We start from the raw sequence: 18,810 nt of genomic DNA on the forward strand, positions 1-18,810 counted from the left end.
AGGAGTACAATGATTCAGTCAGATAACGTGTTAGATGCAAAAGGGCTTGCTTGTCCAATGCCGATTGTGAGGACGAGAAAGATGATGAAAGAGATGGATGACGGTCAAGTGCTCGAAGTCCAGTCGACAGATTCAGGGACCACGGCAGATTTACAGGCATGGGCGGAAAGTGTGGGGCATCAATACGTCGGTAATGTGAAAGAAGCTGATGTATGGCGCCACTTCGTACGAAAAGCGGGTCAGGAAGATCAGTCACAAAAAGAATATCCAGTTACAGTCGACAATAATGAGTTGTTAGATCAACTGCAACACCCTGATGCTGTGTTACTAGACGTTCGCGAAGAAGCAGAATACGCATTTGCTCATATACCTGGTGCCCTATCCATACCTCTTGGCCAATTGGATGAACGAATGTCGTACTTCAGTAAAGACAAGAAGCTCTTCGTTGTATGCCGAACAGGTAACCGCAGTGATATGGCATGTCAAAAACTAGTGGCAAAGGGTTTTGAAGATGTCACGAATGTAATTCCTGGTATGTCAAAATGGAATGGTGAAATAGAAAATACAGTAGGGGGTATGAATAAATGAGAATCATTCAATCAAGTGAAGTAGCAAAGCGCGTTATTGCGAAAGAGTCATTATTCATTTTGGATGTTCGAAATGAAACTGCATTTGAAGATTGGAAAATCGAAGGTGACCAAGTGCGCTATTTAAACGTACCGTACTTTGATTTATTGGATGGCATCGAAGAAATTGAAGACCAATTGCCAAAAGATGAGGAGATCCTAGTAGTCTGTGCTAAAGAAGGTTCGTCCGTCATGGTGGCGGAAATCCTTGAAGAAGCAGGCTATTCAGTAGGCTATCTTTCAGGAGGAATGAAAGCGTGGAGCGAGTATTTGGAGCCGGTGAAGATTGCCGATTTGAAATCAGGTGGTGAGCTCTATCAATTCGTCCGTCTTGGTAAAGGGTGTCTTTCCTATATGGTCATATCAGGCGGAGAAGCGGCAATCATTGACGCGACGCGGATGACAGATGTGTTTATGGACTTTGCTACGCAACGCGGTGTGAAGATCACAAATGTACTCGATACGCACTTGCATGCGGATCACATTTCAGGTGGTCGTCAGATTGCAAAAGCAACGGGGGCAACGTACTGGCTACCGCCAAAAGATGCAGAAGAAGTCGTATTTGAATATGCTGCATTAGAAGGCGATACGTCGATTCAAGTAGGTGATACTAAAATTGATATTCAAGCACTTTATTCGCCAGGACACACTATTGGTTCGACTTCATTTATTGTCGATGATAGCTATTTGATGACCGGTGATATTCTGTTCATTGATTCGATTGGACGTCCGGATTTGGCAGGATTGGCAGAAGATTGGGTAGGCGACTTACGTGAGTCCTTGTATAGTCGTTATAAAGAATTGTCAGAAGAACTAACGGTTTTACCGGCTCACTTCATGATTATAGATGAGTTGAATGAAGACGGCAGCGTGTCGGAAAAGCTTGGCGTGTTGTATAAGCAAAACCACGGCTTGAGCATTGAAGATGAAAAAGAGTTCAGAGAATTAGTCACGGGGAACTTGCCTCCGCAACCGAACGCGTATCAGGAAATACGACAGATGAATATGGGGAAAATCCAACCTGACGAAGAAACGCAACGTGAGATGGAGATTGGCCCGAATCGCTGTGCGGTACGGTAAATAGTTATATTAAATCAGCTGTAAAACAATAACCCACATTAAAAGGAGAAGATAAATATGAGTTCAACAACATTTTTAGACGCAAAAGGGCTGGCGTGTCCAATGCCGATCGTACGTGCAAAGAAAGCAATGAAGGATATGCAAACAGGAGATGTTCTGGAGATTCATACGACAGACAAAGGATCGGTATCCGACCTGACAGCATGGGCGGCTTCTGGTAATCATGAAATAAAAGACCAGCAACAAGAGTCCGATGTCTTTAAATTTTGGATCCAAAAAGGGTAAACTTAGGGTAGAGGGAATGGCTGTCTCCCTCTTTCATCAGGAAGAAGGGAGAACATCATGACCATTCCATTTATTATTACGATCTTCCTCATTGGACTCGTCGGCTCGTTCCTTTCCGGAATGATGGGAATCGGGGGCGCGATTGTCAAATATCCAATGTTGTTATTTATTCCTGCACTACTTGGTTTTACTGCGTTTACACCACATGAAGTAGCTGGTATAACTGCAGTTGAAGTATTCTTTGCGTCACTTTCAGGAGTTTTGGCGTACCGAAAAAGTAATCTGATTTTGAAGCCACTTGTTCTTTATATGGGGATTAGTGTGTTGATCGGCAGTGTGATCGGCGGTGCAGGTTCCAGCATGCTATCAGAAGCGACTGTAAATATCGTCTATGGTATTCTGGCTGTGCTTGCGGCAATTATGATGTTTATTCCGAAAAAGGGGTTGGATGATCAGCCGATTGAAGAAATTACATTTAATCGCATCATAGCTTCCAGTGCGGCATTCATTGTTGGATTGGCAGCGGGAATCGTTGGAGCTGGTGGTGCATTTATCATGGTACCGATTATGCTCGTCATCCTAAAGATCCCAACACGCGTTACAATTGCTACATCATTGGCCATCACATTACTATCATCAGTAGGTTCGGCGTCAGGTAAATTCTTCACTGGGCAAGTGCCGTACGGACCTGCTCTCGTTATGATAATCGCAAGCATTATCGCAGCTCCAATCGGTGTGAAAGTCAGCCGTAGAGTAAACACCAAAGTCCTACAAAGCATCCTTGCCGTTCTCATTATGGCATCGGCCGTGAAGATTTGGTGGGATATATTCTAATAAAATCAACATCGCCAGAACATCGTTCATTGAACATGTTTCTGGCGATTTTTAGTGAAGTGGCAAGTGGAAAAACTTCACACGTCACTAACATTAGATTAACGGTGGTTTCACTGTTCCATTTTTCATGTCAACATGTCAAAACTTATACTAATTTCAAAACATTCTATTAAATTACCTTGCAATAGACTCGGAATAGCCGTATACTATTTTTCAACGATGGAAAACGAATAGACACACTCTTATCAAGAGCGGCGGAGGGATTAGGCCCTGTGATGCCCGGCAACCGGCGAAAGCAAAGGTGCTACTTCCTACAAACTATAAGTAGTTTGGAAGATAAGGGAGGAATAAGCGAAAGCGCAGCCCTCTTCTTATTAGGAAGAAGGGTTTTTTGTGTACCTAAGTGCCCTCTTGCACTTTTCTTGTGTCTAGTTCCAGAGGGCAGCTGCTCGGGACGTTTCGGTCTAAACGAAAAGGAGAAGAACACTCCTTTGCGTTCAGCCCTCCAACGCCTGTCGCAGCTAAGCGCCCTCTGCCGCTTTTCGAGTGTTCCATCGATACATGATAAAAAAGGGGAATGGTTATGACGAATTTACAGCCAGAAACGATTTTATTACATGGAGGGCAAAAGCCGGATCCGGAGTCGGGTTCACGTGCGTTGCCAATTCATCGTACGACTTCTTATGTATTCAGAGACACGGAACATGCTCAAAACTTATTTGCCTTAAAAGAAGCAGGCAATATCTATACACGTATCACGAACCCGACAGTAGCTGTTTTCGAAGAGCGCGTTGCACAGCTTGAAGGAGGGACTGCGGCGGTTGCGTTGTCTTCCGGAATGGCGGCCATTGCGTTCTCTATTATGAACATTGCCGAAGCTGGCGATGAAATTGTTGCAGCTAGCAATCTGTACGGTGGTACATACAACTTATTCGCTGTGACATTACCGCGTTACGGTATTACTGTAAAGTTTGTTGATGCTTCTGACCCGAAGAATTTTGAAGCAGCCATTACGGATAAAACAAAAGCCTTGTTTGCAGAAACTATCGGTAACCCAAGCTTGCAGGTTCTGGATGTGGAAGCTGTTGCGAATATCGCGCATGAAAATGGGATTCCATTGCTTGTCGATAATACATTCCCATCTCCATATGGCTCGAATCCGATTGAATTCGGTGCGGACGTTGTTATTCATTCAGCAACGAAATGGATTGGTGGGCATGGTACGACAATTGGTGGAGTAGCGGTCGATGCAGGTAAATTTGACTGGACGCAAGGAAGATTCCCTGGGTTCACAGAGCCTGATGAGTCTTACCATGGCTTACGTTACGGTATCGACACTGCAGCGGCTGCTTTCGCAACAAAACTGCGTGTGCAATTGCTAAGAGACTTTGGTCCATGTCTAGCTCCTGACAGTGCATTCAACTTGTTGCAAGGCCTAGAAACACTTCATTTACGCGTACCTCGCCACAATGAAAATGCGCAGAAAGTGGCGGCATTCCTGCAAGGTCATGATGCAGTAGAATGGGTGACATATACGGGTCTTGAAGATCATCCTACAGCGGAACTGGCTACTAAACACTTGAAGAACGGGTACGGCTCCATCATTGTATTTGGAATAAAAGGTGGTCGCGATGCAGGTCGCGAAGTTATCGATAATGTGGAGATTTGGTCTCATGTCGCGAACGTTGGGGATGCAAAGTCGTTGATCATCCATCCAGCTTCGACTACACATCAACAGTTATCGGCAGAGGATTTGAAAAACTCGGGTGTAAGCGAAGAACTAATCCGTCTATCAGTCGGATTGGAATCGGCAGAGGATATTATTGCGGATTTGAAACAAGCAATTGAAAAAGCATCAAATTGATATACAAAAAAGGAACACCTCGCAAATTTGCGTTGGTGTTCCTTTTTTTACTTGCGTTTTATTCGTTTTCGTTCGTCCTTCAATGATTTGAACAGGGAAGTAACCATCATAATCAGTATAATGGAGAATGGCAAAGCGGCAATAATAATGACGTTTTGCAATGCGTCCAATCCACCCACATAAAGTAGGATAATTGCGATGGAAGATTGAATGACACCCCATACAATTTTTAAATTATTAGGTGGAGTCAATGAACCGTACGACGACTGCATGCCGAGTACAAATGTAGCCGAATCCGCTGAAGTAATGAAGAATGATGTAATCAGCAAGATGGCGATGATGGAAATCACAAATGACCAAGGTAGTCCACTGAACATCTCAAAGATTGTCAGTTCAGTTGCGCTTGAAGCCAGGTCGATAATGCCTGCTTTTTGTGTTTCGATCGCTGTAGTACCGAATGCTGCGAACCAAACCATACTCAATACTGTAGGTACAACGAGTACGCCAATCATGAACTCGCGAATCGTTCTGCCTTTTGAAACGCGTGCAATGAACATACCGACAAATGGTGACCAAGCTATCCACCAAGACCAGTAGAAAAGCGTCCAGTCATTGAGCCATGAGCGATTTTCAGGCGTCAGCGGTGCTGTACGGAAACTCATTCGAATCAGATGTTCCAAGTACCCTCCGATAGAATCAGTGAACATGTTGAAGATTAATAATGTTGGGCCGAGCGCGATAATGAAGATTAACAAAGCTAATGCCAATATCATATTGGTATTGGATAAAATCCTTATTCCTTTTCCAAGTCCACTCCATGCGGAAATCATGAATAATACCGTCACTATTGCGATGATGACGAACTGTGACCAGAATCCAATTGGGATATTGAATAAGTAATTGAGTCCGGCGTTAATCTGAACCGCACCGAATCCAAGTGATGTAGCTACACCAAAAACAGTAGCGAATATCGCGAATACGTCAATAACCGTCCCTAGTTTTCCGTCCACACGGTCACCAAAGATTGGACGAAGTGTTGCGGAGATTAAGCCGGGTTGCCCTTTACGGAACTGGAAGTACGCTAATGCTAAAGCCGTCATACCGTAAACGGACCACGCATGGAATCCCCAGTGGAAAAATGTTTCGCGCATTGCTTCTTTATAAGCGGCTTTCGTTTCAGGAGCTGTTGTAGCAGGGTCTACTGCATAATGCGATAGTGGTTCTGCTGCCCCATAGAATACAAGACCGATCCCCATACCTGCTGAAAATAACATAGCAAGCCATGAAAATAATGAAAATTGTGGTCTATCCGTATCTTTCCCCAATCGGATTCTACCGATCGGACTGAATATTAAATATACTGAAACGAAGAACAACATGGAAACAGTTAGTAAATAGTACCAACCAAATGAATTTGAAATAAAGTTCTTTATAGTAGATGTGATTTCTTCGAAGTGCACGGGCGCAATCACGCCGTAACCGACTGCCAATACGACAGCCACTAACGTAATATAGAATGATATCGATACTTTTTTCATATGTCCTCCTTATATTTCATGTAGTCCCACGTTGGAGCTGAATAATTGCATCGTCTTCGTAAAATTACAGACATACACTTAACACTACCCACATTCGTAGCGTGTAAACGTTAAAATTTTTACATGTCCTTTACGGTCTTATTACTACAATGATTCATAGTAAGAAAAATTTTTCTCACGCACAGATGCGGGATTCGACTATATACTGGATTATTTTTACGGAACTTCGTGTCGGATGCATTGTGACAGTGTACAACACTTGGTGAAGAATTTCCACGTATAGCAGTGTGTAGTGTTCGTGTAACGTAGAAAGTACAGCCGTGTTATACTAAAGAAACAAAAGATATGAGGAGGAGACTACCATGCAATATTCACAACCTAAAATGCTTCAGCTTGTAAAACATAGTCCCGAGTTGAACAGACGTTTGAAAGAAATCATGAAAGAACACGAACTTGAAAAAAGCTTTGCTTTAAAAGCACTCTATCACGCAGAAGTGAAAGACGGCGGAGTGTACCAGCGAGATTATCAGGAACTGTAAGCTTTTACTCGATGATATGGCTTGAAATAAAATAAACAGTATTCAAAAAAAGACCAATGAAAGAAATCTTTCATTGGTCTTTTATACTATTCTTTTAAAATAACCAAAAGTAGCAAGCAAGCTTGTGATATACTATTGTAAAATTGAATAGAATATTTTGGTTCTTTACATTACTGTAAAGATGAAAAAGGAAACAGGTGAAATTCCTGTACGGTCCGGCCACTGTAAATGGGAAGTATCTTCAGAATACCACTGGTGAAAAACTGGGAAGGTTGAAGATGTGATGATCCATAAGTCAGGAGACTTGCCAAAATAACATGCGTTACGCCTCCCAGGAAGAGGTATGCATATTGTATTGGATGTAATAAGTTAGTAGCTGAAGTCCGTCTATACATAGTGCCCTTGTCTCTTTCTGGAGGCAAGGGCTTTTTTGTGTTCAATTTACCAAACTAGGACGAGGGGGAATTGATTTGTTTAAGCGTTATGTATCCATCATGGCAAGTGTTTTACTAGCAGTAACGATGCTGTTACCTGGAAGTAGTTCAGTTGCTTTAGCTAATACGGAGGTTCAGCAGACTAACACGAGCATGCAAGCTGCTACTTATACGATAGATATAGAAGTAGAAGGCTTAGCGGGTGTGATTTTAAAGGAACCGATTCAAATTACAGAGGGACAAAATGCATTAGATGCGCTGAAGAAAGCATTGGATAGTAAAAGCATAGACTACTCAATCACAGAAAGTGAATGGGGAGCTTATGTATCTTCTATTAATAATGAAGAAGCAGGTTCTTTAGGACATTGGGATGGCTGGATGTACTCGGTTAACGGTAAGGAACCAAATGTCGGTGCATCGGCTTACGTACTAGAGCAACAAGACAAATTACGCTTCTATTATGGACGTTACGCAAGTTTATCTACGTCTGGAAGTATCCAGACAGGCTCAGATTCATCAATTACGGTAAATTTAAAAGGCGATACGTTTACTGATCATGCAACGAATCCAACAAATTGGGTTAGCAATCAGTCGAATGTGGAAATCATTTCAATTACGAAAAAATCAAATCAACAAGTAGTCATTCAATTCAAAGGAACATTAGAACAAGGATTCTTTCAAATTACTCCTATAGACAAGGTGACAGTAGGGGGAAAAGCGAATTCATTAACTGTTGAAGTTACTGAGGAATTAACACGAACTCAAGATGCAATTCAAAAAGCGGCAAAACAAATGATGCAAGGTCCAATCCAAAGTGAATGGGAAGCAATTGGATTAACAAAAGCGGGTTTTGATATTCACGCTGATTATGAAGAATCATTTTATAGTAACTTTGAGGATCAAATCTTAAAGAAAACAGGAAAAGGTCGTCTGAAAATAACGGATGTTGAAAGAATAGCAATGGCTGCCGTCGCTATTGGAAAAGATCCAAAGAATGTAAAGCAATTTGACTTAATCGAGAAGATTTACAACAGTGAAAACTGGACTTACCTAGACTCTGATAGCATGACGTATCAAGGTAATAATGGTCCAATCTTTGCACTCATTGCATTGGATACAAAAAACTATTCCGTACCAGAGAATGCCCGTTGGAATCGTGAAAAGATTGTTGCTGAGCTATTGAGAACACAATTAGTAGATGGATCATGGAGTCTTGCAAATGATCCTCCAGGAAAGACTAGCTATGACATTACTGCCATGGCGCTAATAGGATTGGCTCCTTATACGGATCAACCCGCTGTTAAAAATGCAGTGGAACAGGCAGTAAACTTTTTATCAAAGAACCAAGGTGCAACTGGCGGGTTTAATGAGGAGTTTGTAGGCGGTATTTCAAGTGAAGCTACTTCACAAGTGATTATCGGATTAACAGCAAATAACATTAATCCACAAAGTGAAAAGTTCACTAAGAATGGTATCAACTTGATCGATCATCTTTTAAGCTTCCAAGCTGAGGATGGTGGTTTCAAACATACAATTGGTGAAAAGGGTTCAAATGGTATGGCAACTGAGCAGGCACTACAAGGTTTAGTTGCGTATGACTTATTTACAAAAGGTGAAGGACGTCTATATGACTTTTCGAAAGAAATTTCACAGACCAACCCTGAAATTGAACAAAATACGGCTATATTAAAAGGTCTATTGAATGGTAGTCTATTAAACATTCAGAAGAGTAAAGATAATATTTGGTCTCCTATAGCACTTGAAAATGCACAAGCCAAAGAAGGATACTTCATCGTTCAAGCTGGAGAAAATGGTACTAAAAAAGAAGTGAAAGTACCGAATGGAACGAAAAAAGTATTCTTAGTCGATAACGATCGTTCATATAAGGATTTCGATATTGCTGTAGTTACGCCGAACAAACCATGGACAATCACATTTAATGAAACGGTAAAGGATTCAGTAGATAACCTTTCAAAAATCTACGTTGAAGATATCCAAGGTAGTAAAGTTCCAGTAAATGTAACGGCGAATGGAAATAAAGTGACTGTTACACCGCAATCGAACTATACAAGTGGACGACTTTATTCATTATTTATTGTTGAACCGGTATCGGATAAAGATACAACACTTAAACAAGCAACACGTAAACTATTCATCATCCAATAAGACACTTTTTAAAAGAAGAACATAGGAGGTATGCGTTATTTCTATCATCAAAAATTTCACGAAAATAACAGCAGCATTCGCATTGGCGAGTGCAGCTGTCCTCATGCCGATTGCTCCTTCATTTGCAGAGCAACCGACGCCGATCTATGAAAATCAATCTACACAGACATTACAGCACTCTATTACCATCTCTTCTACAGAGATACCGATGCCTCTTTCTACTGTGGAAGTCCATGAAGGTGACACAGTTCTAAGCGTATTAAAACGCAGCGTAAAGGCTAACGACATAAAAATGAAATATAGAGGCGGCGATGGCGAGACCGCTTATGTTGAATCAATTAATGAAGTAGCAGAATTCGACCGCGGACAAGGCAGCGGCTGGATGTACAGCGTCAACGGTACCTTCCCGAATCGTGGAGCCGGTGTCATTAAGCTTATCCCTGGCGATAAAGTGGAATGGAAATATACGACGGATTTAGGTAAGGATCTAAACGCGGATCTATTCCCGTTCCGTGAAGACTTGGAGCCTAAGATTTCAGTATCAGGAGTGACTTCCGGAACAACCGTTACGAAGTCTACTCTTTCCTTCCAAGTGAACGCAGCTAGTTATTTCGGCACAGCACTTCAGCCGACTGCTACTGTAAATGGTAAGCAAACAGTTGTGACGGGAAATACAGTAAACGCAGTATTGCAAAATGGTGAGAATACTATCGTTTTGAAGGCGACGGATGCGAAGAATGATTCGGTTACGAAAACAATGAAGGTTACGTACGCGCCAACTGCGAAACCTGAACCGAACCCTTCACCAAATCCAAACCCAAACCCAGTACCAAACCCAAACCCACCAACGGAGCCACCGGTAGTGAAGCCAGAACCGGAAACACCGTCTGCTAAAGATTATGCTCAGCTTGTCACTTCAGCAATCGACAAGGCAAGTGCGCAGATGCTTTCTAGTTCGATCGAAAGTGAATGGCAGGCAATCGGACTTGTGAAAGCAGGTAAGAAAGTTCCGGCTTCTTATAATAAAGCGTTCTATGAAAACCTGAAGGATCAAGTGACGAGCCGATCTGGCAAAGGTCGCATGAAGATTACGGATGTAGAACGTTTAGCGATGGCAGCCGCAGCAATCGGTATTGATCCGATGAACGCAGACGGCAAAGGATTTAATTTAATTGATAAAATCTTAAATAGTGAAAAGCATTTGACAGGCGCAGATAGCCTGACGTATCAAGGGAATAACGGTATTATCTTCGCGTTAATTGCATTGGATACTAGAAATTATCAAGTGCCGAGCCATTCGAAATGGACGCGTGAAAGTCTAGTTGCAGAACTATTGAAACATCAGAAAGACGATGGTTCATGGAGCCTGTCAACGAGTAAAGAAGGATCAACGAGCTATGATATTACGGCAATGGCGTTAATCGGAATTGCACCGTATACCGATCAGCCGAAAGTTCGTCAAGCGATGGACCGGGCAGTGAAGTTCTTGGCGGATGCACAAGGTCCAACAGGTGGTTTTGATGAAGCATTTGTTGGTGGTATTTCCAGTGAAGCGACGTCACAAGTCATTATCGGCTTGACTGCGAATCAAATCGATCCACGTATGCCCATGTTTACAAAGAACGGCATTAACTTGATCGATCACCTATTGAGTTTCCAGACATCTGACGGTGGATTCCAGCATACAGCGGGTGATAGCCGATCGAATAGCATGGCCACAGAGCAAGCTTTGCAAGCATTAGTAGCATTTGATTTATTCACGAAAAATAAAGGTGTATTGTACGACTTCAAAGATGTACCGGTTCTTCCGGCACCAAAGCCAGATCCTGAACCAACACCTAACCCAGATCCGAAACCAGAACCAGAACCAGAACCCACTCCAACTCCACAGTTTACGGATGTTACAGGGCACTGGGCAAATGAATATATTAATCAGGCGGTTGAGCAAGGAATCGTAAGCGGTTATGAGGATCATACGTTCAAGCCGAATCAATCATTGACGCGTGCTCAAGCGGTATCTATTATTGTGCGGGCGTTGGACTTGAAGACGGATAAGAAAGCACCATTCTTGGATACGCAAAATTATGCGTCAAGCACGCAAGCACAAATTGCGGCTGCCTACCATAATGGTATTGTGAATGGAAAAGACGGTAAATTTATGCCGGCACAAAAAGTAACGCGTGCTCAAATGGCATTGATGTTATTCCGTGCGTATGAAGTGAAGAATGGTGAAGCGTATACGATTAAGCAAGTAGCGCCTTTCCGTGATATTCATTCATACAATATGGAAGCGATACGGGCGATGACGATGCTATATGATTTGAATATGGCTAAGGGAGAAAAAGGCAACTTCATGCCAAATAACTCTACGTCTCGTGCACATGCAGTAAAAATGTTAATCGAGTTTTTGAATACAAAATGATCAGGCAATCTTGCATCCACGTGGTGCAAGATTATCTGTCTTTATCGTAGATTGTGTGGAGAGAGAGGGGAAGGGCTGTGGGCAATGGAATACAGGCAATTCACCCTTTCGTAATGTTTTTCTATTATATTTGCATAGGATTTTTTGCGATGTTTTTTAACCACCCGCTCTTTTTGCTGGGGGGCAGTCTTTCATTGATTGCAGTCAATTTATCACATGACGGCGGTCGAGCTATGAAGCAGTGGGCACCGTTGATGATCGTGATGACGGTAGTTATTATTGTGATCAATCCGTTCATTAATTCAAGAGGGACGCATGTGTGGTTTTATATTTTCAGGAAACAAGTGACGTACGAAGCGACGCTATATGGTGTCGTGACGGCACTGTCGCTGTTGATGATACTGCTAGTCTTCGTTTCGCTAAACAATGTGTTGAATGGCAATAAATTATTATACATATTTGCAAGAATCTTACCACGTACCGCTTTTTTGATTATGATGTCGATTCGTTTCGTACCGTTATTGAAAAGACGTTTAACGGAAATACAGGATGTACAACGGTTGAAAGGAATGACTATGACACAAGGGACGTTGCGTGAAAGAGCAAAGAGTGGCATGTCGATGTTGCAAATTCTATTGTCGTGGTCATTGGAAGAAGCTGTAGAAACAGCAGATTCGATGAAAGCAAGAGGCTATGGTTTAGGTAAACGACGACCTTATATCCCCTATCGCATGACGAAATCTGATACGTACTGGTTGAGCTATTTAGTTTTATTTTTTGCTTTATGTGTCACGGGTGGGTTGATGGGGTTTGGAAAAATCATGATTTATCCGGAACTAGGTACATTGCATTTGTCGTTCTCTGATTGGATAGTATTCATTTGCGGAATGGCCATTGCGTTGTTTCCAGTATTTGTAGAGGGGAGAGAACAACTGAAATGGAATTATTCAATTTGAAGCACGTCTCGTTTTCTTTTCCTACTACAGATCAGCAAGTGCTATCGGACGTTACACTTTCCGTTAATGAAGGGGAATTCCTCGTTATTGGCGGTGCTAGTGGCAGTGGCAAGACGACTTTATTGAAACTGCTGAAGAGGGAATTGACGCCTGTCGGGAAGCTCGAAGGTGATATTTTGTATAAAAATAAACCGATCAGCGAGTGGGAAGAGAGGCAGATGGTCGAACAAGTAGGCTATGTGTTCCAAGATCCGGACAATCAAATCATCATGGATGAAGTGATGCAGGAGATTGTCTTTGGGCTAGAAAATTTAGGGTGTTCAACGTTTGAAATGCGCAAGCGTGTAGCGGAAATGGTGCATTTTTTCGGAGTAGAGGGCTTGTTGAATGCAAAACCTTCCGAGTTGTCTGGTGGCCAGAAGCAATTATTGAATCTATTATCCGTACTGCTCATGAAGCCTCGTGTACTATTACTCGATGAACCGACATCACAACTTGATCCGGTGGCAGCAAAAGAATTAGTGCTGATGCTGGAACGATTGAATAAAGAAGCTGGTATGACAATCGTATTGGTGGAGCATCGTTTGGAAGAATTATATGCAGTGGCAGATCGTGTCGTTTTGATGGAATCAGGAAAGATTCGATATGAAGGGAATAGTCGACAAGTGATCGGTAATCTGTACGCAGAGGAAGCGTCGCAGTTCTTTCCGTATGTACCTGCTTTTGCACGGCTTTATATGGAATTTGAAGAAAATCCCGTTGTCTCTGCAATACCGCTTACGGTGAAAGAATGTAAACAGTGGATTGGCCGGGAAGAGCGGCAGATCGTGCCTGTTGAATTGCAATCTATCCTATCTAAGAAGCAAATAATACTTGAAATGGATGATGTGTTTTTCCAATATCAAAAGAAAGCGCCTTTTATCTTGAAGAGTTTTACGTTGCGCATCCAAAAAGGCCAGTTCTTTGCGATGGTCGGAGGAAATGGTAGCGGGAAGACGACTGCATTACGTGCAGGTCTTGGCAGTATTAAACCACAGCGAGGTAAGGTGCGTTTACTTGGGCAAGACATGAAGAAGATGAAGGATTCTGAGTGGCTTGGGAAAATTGCCTACTTACCGCAAAATCCGCGAACGTATTTTGTTCAGCAAACGATTGAAGAAGAGATGCAAACGATTGGGGAGCGCTTAAAGCTATCCGATACGAAAGAACGTATGAACCGTCTGCTTGAGTCGTTTGGGATTTCCCATTTACGTGCGCGTCATCCGTATGATTGTTCAGGTGGCGAAGTTCAGAAAGCGGCCCTTGCCTGTATTCTGATGGGTGAGCCTGAAATGTTGTTCATTGATGAGCCGACTAAGGGGATGGATCCAGTGTCTAAACGACATCTCGGCGAGTTATTATATGGGTTGCAGCAAGACGGACTGACTATTTTCATGGTGACACATGATATCGGCTTTGCAGCGAGTTATGCAGAGCGATGTGCGATGATGTTCGACGGTGAAATAGCAGCAGACGGTACACCAGATGAATTATTCAAAGGCAATTATTTCTACACGACGGCGATTAATCGAGCGACAAGGGAAACTAGGCGGCCGGAAGTGTTGACGTATGAGGAGGCTGCTGCCACATGGGGCGTTCGCGAAAGTACTTATTGATAGTATCGGTCATATTATTGGCGTTACTCGTGATTTCAATTGTTTTCTTTCATTATAAAGCCTATCTTCTATTGAGTATGATTATGATTGCGGCGATTATGATACCTTTCTTTGCTCGTTTTGAGTGGCGGGATGTAGGGGGAAGGGAAGTCGTTTTACTAGCCATGATGGCAGCTATTGCAGCAGTCGGGCGCGTGCCATTTGCAGGACTTCCGAGTATCCAACCGACTTCATTTATTATCATTATGGCAGGATTGGTTTTTGGGGCGGAGTCGGGCTTTATCGTTGGAGCAGTGGCGGCGATTGTTTCGAATTTCTTCCTAGGACAAGGTCCATGGACGCCTTGGCAGATGTACGGATGGGGCATGATGGGGATGACAGCCGGATTATTGCGTAACACGTCATGGATGAAAACATTATGGGGGAAATGTACATTTGGTTTCATCTGGGGCTATATTTTCGGTTGGATCATGAATATGTGGGTGATTGTTGGAAATATCGAAGCGCTGACGTGGAGTTATGTCGTTGGAATCTTCGTTTCGAGTATCTACTTTGACTTGGCGCATGCTGTATCGAATGTATTTTTCATTGTAGTGTTTAGTGCCAGTTGGATGAAGATCTTGCGACGAATTCAGGGGAAGTATGGATTGTTGCAGGAACAGCCTGGATAGGAAAGGCTGAGACAAAACCTAATGAAATAGAAAAACCGCGTGAATCCAATTTACCAGCACATTGGGTTCACGCGGTTTTTATTTTGGTCCTTTTACTTGGAATAGATTTTCTGCTTAGGTCTCAGCACTTTCAAAATGACGATTTACTAGTGCTACATTCTAAATTTAAGGATGATTAATCGGGTGATCCTCTTCAGTCAATGGATTCTTTTTTGCATTGGCATTTTTCTTCTTGGCCGCGTCGTTTTGTCCGACTACATCAAAATCATCGGGACTCAGGTCATAACCGAAACCATATTCCTCACGCATGTTGTTAGTATTGTTCTTGCTGTTCTTGTTGTTCTTGTTCTTGTTTGGCATGTTTGTCACCTCCGTTATAGAAGTGTGGCTCGTTTTTGAAGGATTATGCATGGGCTATGAGCGGTTAACGACGCGCAATGAGCGGTTACTGGTCGTCTATGATCAGTTAAACGGATCTATGAGCGTTAGCGCACTGGCTATGATCACTTGCAGGTTTCTAAGAGCGGATGCGGCAAAGCAATGAGCGCAAAGAATTTCATTCGAAAACTTCTTAAGAATTTCTTCATATTTATCCTCGTTCTTTGTTAAGAGTTGGGTGATAGAATGAAGTTATTAGTGAGACGGGGTGACGGACGTGGCGGAATTTACAGTGTTGGTCGCGGATGATGATAAGGAAATTCGTGATGGAATTGAGATTTATTTGAAAAATGAAGGATATCATGTGTTGAAGGCGGAAGATGGACTAGAGGCATTGGCGTTACTACAAAATAATGAAATTCATTTGTTGATATTGGATATTATGATGCCGAATATGGATGGGATAACGGCGACGTTCAAAATACGGGAAATGCAAAATATTCCGATCATCATGCTAAGTGCGAAAGCGGAAGACTCGGATAAGATTCACGGACTTTCGGTTGGCGCTGACGATTATGTCACGAAGCCGTTTCATCCATTGGAACTCATGGCACGCGTGAAATCGCATCTTCGCCGATATATACGGCTTGGGACGTATGAAGGACAGAAAGTGATTGAAGTCAATGGTCTCGTCTTAAATGAAGAGGCGAAGGAGTTGACGGTGGATGGGACACCGGTTCGGCTGACTCCTATTGAGTTCAAGATTACGGAACTTCTTATGAAACATCCAGGACGTGTGTTTTCGATCAATGAAATATATGAACGCGTATGGAATGAACAAGCGTATAACGCGGAAAATATAGTGGCGGTGCATATTCGGAAAATCCGGGAGAAGATTGAAGTAGATCCGAAAAATCCGCGTTACGTGAAGGTGGTGTGGGGTGTTGGCTATAAAATCGAGAAATAAAAGTGGAATAGTTTGGTCACTGTTTGCGATTGCGCTCGCATTCTGCACTCTTATATACTGTGCTTCATTTACGATTGATTTATTCATCAACGGTTTGGATCGAATAAGTTTAGCTACCGATTACTTTGTACGAATTATAAGGGGAGGAAACGCGTGATGAATAAAAATATAAAGCTACTCATTTGGTCAGCGCTTGTGACGCTTGTGTTAATCGCATTGCCGTCTATCATTCATTATGGACCGCAGTTGATTGGGAAATCGTTTACTGATCAAGATGACTTTAAATATCGAATGGAGCAAGTGTACACGAATCTGTCTGAGTCTACTCTGAATCCCGTAGACTTGAAAAAGATGGAGAAGGAACTATATGTCTCAGATGGTGACATCAGTGAGTATCGCGAGCGATATGGTACGCTACCTGAACAGCTGGACAATATCCAGCAACAGTATGCAGATAAGATCACAGAAGCAAAAAAGATCAAAACGAAACATTGCTGTTAGCGCTCGTCAAGGAGCGGAATATCAAGCTAGATGATATTAAGAAGAACTTTGAAAGCGATAGTTATGTAAAAGATAAAATTCGTGCGGAAAAAGCTCAAAAGCTAGAGCGCGCAATAAATGAAACGCAAAATTATCAAGAAACGAATATTCCAATCGCCTATGACCTAGTCAACACAGAAACAGGCGAACGGTTTACTAGAGGTGATGTCGAAGTGACGTCGCTGTTCACGGAACAATTCAACGATGCACGAGGTTATTTTAAAGCAGATTCAGCTCAGTTTGATAATGGATATGAATACCCAATGGAGGAAGGAATATCATTTTCCGACGAGGAGATTGCGACGATCAGCAATCCTCCGCAATATTTTGAAGGGACTATTATTATTCCATCAGATGCAGCTGTGTTAGGTTCGCTTGCGGAAGAAAACGATAACTTTATACGTGGGAAGTATATGATCTATGCGCTGTGGGTTATAGGAGCATTAGCGCTGGTGGCGTTGTTCACAGTTATGAAGTTCCGCAAAGAATGGGTGCTTGAGTCGCGATTCGCAACGATGTATAGTCGTTGGAAAATAGATGTGAAAGTAATCCTGTTGTTGCTGACGGGAAGTATATTGGCTCTTTATATACAATCGGCTATTTACAATGCAATGTATCAATTAACCAGTTTACGACTAGGTGTCATAGGGAACGTGATCGTTAGTTTTGTGCTATTGGGTATTCTATTTACTGCGTTACTGGCATTCCAAGCGACTCATCTAGTTGAACAATATCGGAAGTCCGGAGCACTAGAAAGAGCGTTTCGAGAAAGCTATAGTATGCAATTCATCCGTGATGTACGGGATGTATTCAGCAACCGGTCGATCGGTATCCAGCTGTCCTTACTACTCGTTATATTTTTCCTAGCCGGAATAGGGTTCGTAGGTGGGTTCATGGATCCGGCGCTCATTGTCATTTACATTTTTTGTGTACTGTTTGTTGCCATACCTGCCTTATTTATTTTTGTAAGAAGGGCAGCCTATTTGAATCGGATATTGGCTGCGACAAATGATATGGCGGCGGGTCACCTGACGCAGGCGATTCCGGTCAAGGGCAAGTCGCAACTTGCGAAACACGCAGCTAATTTGAATAATTTACGTGAAGGTGTGCGAGTCTCAATTAATGAGCAAGCAAAAAGTGAACGCTTGAAAACGGAATTGATCACGAATGTTAGTCATGATTTACGAACACCGCTTACTTCTATTATTACGTATACGGATTTATTGAAAGACGAAACGTTGTCGTCAGAAGACCGTGCGAAGTATGTCGGCATTCTAGATCAGAAATCACAGCGCTTGAAAACGCTTATTGAAGATTTATTTGAAGTCTCGAAAATGGCAAGTGGTAATTTGGAAATGGTCAAGCAACGTGTGGACTTGAATCAGTTGATGCAACAGGCATTGGCGGAACATGCGGAAGAGTTTGTTAAGCAAGATTTGCACATTCGAACTATTTTACCTGACGAACCGGTCTTTGCGATGGTAGACGGTCAAAAATGGTGGAGAGTGCTCGACAATCTGCTTGTCAATGTGTGGAAATATTCATTGCCAGGAACGAGAGTGTACGTCAATCTCCAGCAAGTTGGATCAAACGCACGCATTATCTTAAAAAACGTCGCTAGATATGAGCTGGGAGATAATACAGATGAGTTATTCGAGCGCTTTAAACGGGGCGATGAATCTAGACAAACGGAAGGTTCTGGTCTAGGATTGGCAATTGCGCAATCTATTGTCGAGCTACATGGAGGACGAATGGAAGTGGAAGTCGACGGAGATTTGTTCAAAGTAACGATTGATATCATCGGTAGTTAAATGGACACAGAACAGGATGGGAGGAAATTCCTGTTTTGTTCTGT

The 18,810-nt window shown here is 42.5% G+C and carries 16 protein-coding genes and 2 riboswitches; of the genes, 14 read left to right on the top strand and 2 right to left on the bottom strand.

Features of this window, described 5'->3' with window-relative positions; all coding sequences use genetic code 11:
* Positions 1-9: 9 nt before the first annotated feature.
* From SporoP32a_RS10680 to SporoP32a_RS10700, 5 genes are all read left to right on the top strand, one after another.
* Positions 10-588: a sulfurtransferase TusA family protein gene (locus SporoP32a_RS10680; protein ID WP_085427861.1), complete on the top strand. Its 579-nt coding sequence runs from the start codon at positions 10-12 to the stop codon at positions 586-588.
* Positions 585-1,706 carry an MBL fold metallo-hydrolase gene (locus SporoP32a_RS10685; protein ID WP_085427862.1) on the top strand — a complete coding sequence of 374 codons (1,122 nt, stop codon included), beginning with the start codon at positions 585-587 and terminating at the stop codon, positions 1,704-1,706. The genes SporoP32a_RS10680 and SporoP32a_RS10685 overlap by 4 nt, the downstream gene beginning before the upstream one ends.
* A 57-nt stretch (positions 1,707-1,763) precedes the next feature.
* Positions 1,764-1,991 (top strand): sulfurtransferase TusA family protein, encoded by a 228-nt coding sequence (locus SporoP32a_RS10690; protein ID WP_085427863.1) that lies wholly within the window; start codon positions 1,764-1,766, stop codon positions 1,989-1,991.
* A 57-nt stretch (positions 1,992-2,048) separates the two neighbouring features.
* Positions 2,049-2,825: a sulfite exporter TauE/SafE family protein gene (locus SporoP32a_RS10695; protein ID WP_085427864.1), complete on the top strand. Its 777-nt coding sequence runs from the start codon at positions 2,049-2,051 to the stop codon at positions 2,823-2,825.
* 239 nt (positions 2,826-3,064) lie between these two features.
* A riboswitch (SAM riboswitch) is annotated at positions 3,065-3,168 on the top strand.
* A 240-nt stretch (positions 3,169-3,408) separates the two neighbouring features.
* Positions 3,409-4,689 (top strand): O-acetylhomoserine aminocarboxypropyltransferase/cysteine synthase family protein, encoded by a 1,281-nt coding sequence (locus SporoP32a_RS10700; protein ID WP_085427865.1) that lies wholly within the window; start codon positions 3,409-3,411, stop codon positions 4,687-4,689.
* 47 nt (positions 4,690-4,736) lie between these two features.
* Here the strand turns inward: SporoP32a_RS10700 and SporoP32a_RS10705 are convergent, their stop codons facing one another.
* Entirely contained in the window at positions 4,737-6,227 is a 1,491-nt protein-coding gene (locus SporoP32a_RS10705; protein WP_085427866.1) for a glycine betaine uptake BCCT transporter, read from the bottom strand.
* A gap of 362 nt (positions 6,228-6,589) precedes the next feature.
* Between SporoP32a_RS10705 and SporoP32a_RS17045 the strand changes: the two genes are divergently transcribed.
* The 6 genes from SporoP32a_RS17045 (at position 6,590) to SporoP32a_RS10730 (ending at position 15,070) form a co-directional block, all read left to right on the top strand.
* On the top strand, positions 6,590-6,766 hold the full coding sequence (locus SporoP32a_RS17045) for a hypothetical protein (protein ID WP_099625366.1): 177 nt from the start codon (positions 6,590-6,592) through the stop codon (positions 6,764-6,766).
* Positions 6,767-6,907: 141 nt separating this feature from the next.
* Positions 6,908-7,093: riboswitch (cobalamin riboswitch) on the top strand.
* A gap of 143 nt (positions 7,094-7,236) precedes the next feature.
* Positions 7,237-9,366, top strand: a complete 2,130-nt coding sequence (locus SporoP32a_RS10710) for a DUF4430 domain-containing protein (protein WP_085427867.1) — start codon at positions 7,237-7,239, stop codon at positions 9,364-9,366.
* Between the two features lie 103 nt (positions 9,367-9,469).
* Positions 9,470-11,788 carry an S-layer homology domain-containing protein gene (locus SporoP32a_RS10715; RefSeq protein WP_085427868.1) on the top strand — a complete coding sequence of 773 codons (2,319 nt, stop codon included), beginning with the start codon at positions 9,470-9,472 and terminating at the stop codon, positions 11,786-11,788.
* A gap of 149 nt (positions 11,789-11,937) precedes the next feature.
* Positions 11,938-12,744, top strand: a complete 807-nt coding sequence (locus SporoP32a_RS10720; RefSeq protein ID WP_198166145.1) for an energy-coupling factor transporter transmembrane component T — start codon at positions 11,938-11,940, stop codon at positions 12,742-12,744.
* The gene (locus tag SporoP32a_RS10725; RefSeq protein ID WP_085427870.1) at positions 12,726-14,399 is read left to right on the top strand and encodes an ABC transporter ATP-binding protein; all 1,674 of its coding nucleotides are present in this window, start codon (positions 12,726-12,728) and stop codon (positions 14,397-14,399) included. Before SporoP32a_RS10720 ends, SporoP32a_RS10725 begins: the two co-directional genes overlap by 19 nt.
* Positions 14,372-15,070 (top strand): ECF transporter S component, encoded by a 699-nt coding sequence (locus SporoP32a_RS10730; RefSeq protein WP_085427871.1) that lies wholly within the window; start codon positions 14,372-14,374, stop codon positions 15,068-15,070. The genes SporoP32a_RS10725 and SporoP32a_RS10730 overlap by 28 nt, the downstream gene beginning before the upstream one ends.
* 165 nt (positions 15,071-15,235) lie before the next feature.
* On the opposite strand, the gene SporoP32a_RS10735 is transcribed toward SporoP32a_RS10730, so the two are convergent.
* Positions 15,236-15,430: a hypothetical protein gene (locus tag SporoP32a_RS10735; protein WP_085427872.1), complete on the bottom strand. Its 195-nt coding sequence runs from the start codon at positions 15,428-15,430 to the stop codon at positions 15,236-15,238.
* Between the two features lie 295 nt (positions 15,431-15,725).
* On the opposite strand from SporoP32a_RS10735, the gene SporoP32a_RS10740 reads away from it, so the two are divergent.
* The 3 genes from SporoP32a_RS10740 (at position 15,726) to SporoP32a_RS10755 (ending at position 18,766) form a co-directional block, all read left to right on the top strand.
* Positions 15,726-16,415, top strand: a complete 690-nt coding sequence (locus SporoP32a_RS10740) for a response regulator transcription factor (protein WP_085427873.1) — start codon at positions 15,726-15,728, stop codon at positions 16,413-16,415.
* Between the two features lie 156 nt (positions 16,416-16,571).
* Positions 16,572-16,916 (top strand): hypothetical protein, encoded by a 345-nt coding sequence (locus SporoP32a_RS10750; RefSeq protein ID WP_085427875.1) that lies wholly within the window; start codon positions 16,572-16,574, stop codon positions 16,914-16,916.
* Positions 16,907-18,766 (top strand): sensor histidine kinase, encoded by a 1,860-nt coding sequence (locus tag SporoP32a_RS10755; RefSeq protein WP_085427876.1) that lies wholly within the window; start codon positions 16,907-16,909, stop codon positions 18,764-18,766. Before SporoP32a_RS10750 ends, SporoP32a_RS10755 begins: the two co-directional genes overlap by 10 nt.
* Positions 18,767-18,810: the final 44 nt, after the last annotated feature.

Source organism: Sporosarcina ureae (assembly GCF_002109325.1).
Taxonomy (GTDB): domain Bacteria; phylum Bacillota; class Bacilli; order Bacillales_A; family Planococcaceae; genus Sporosarcina; species Sporosarcina ureae_C.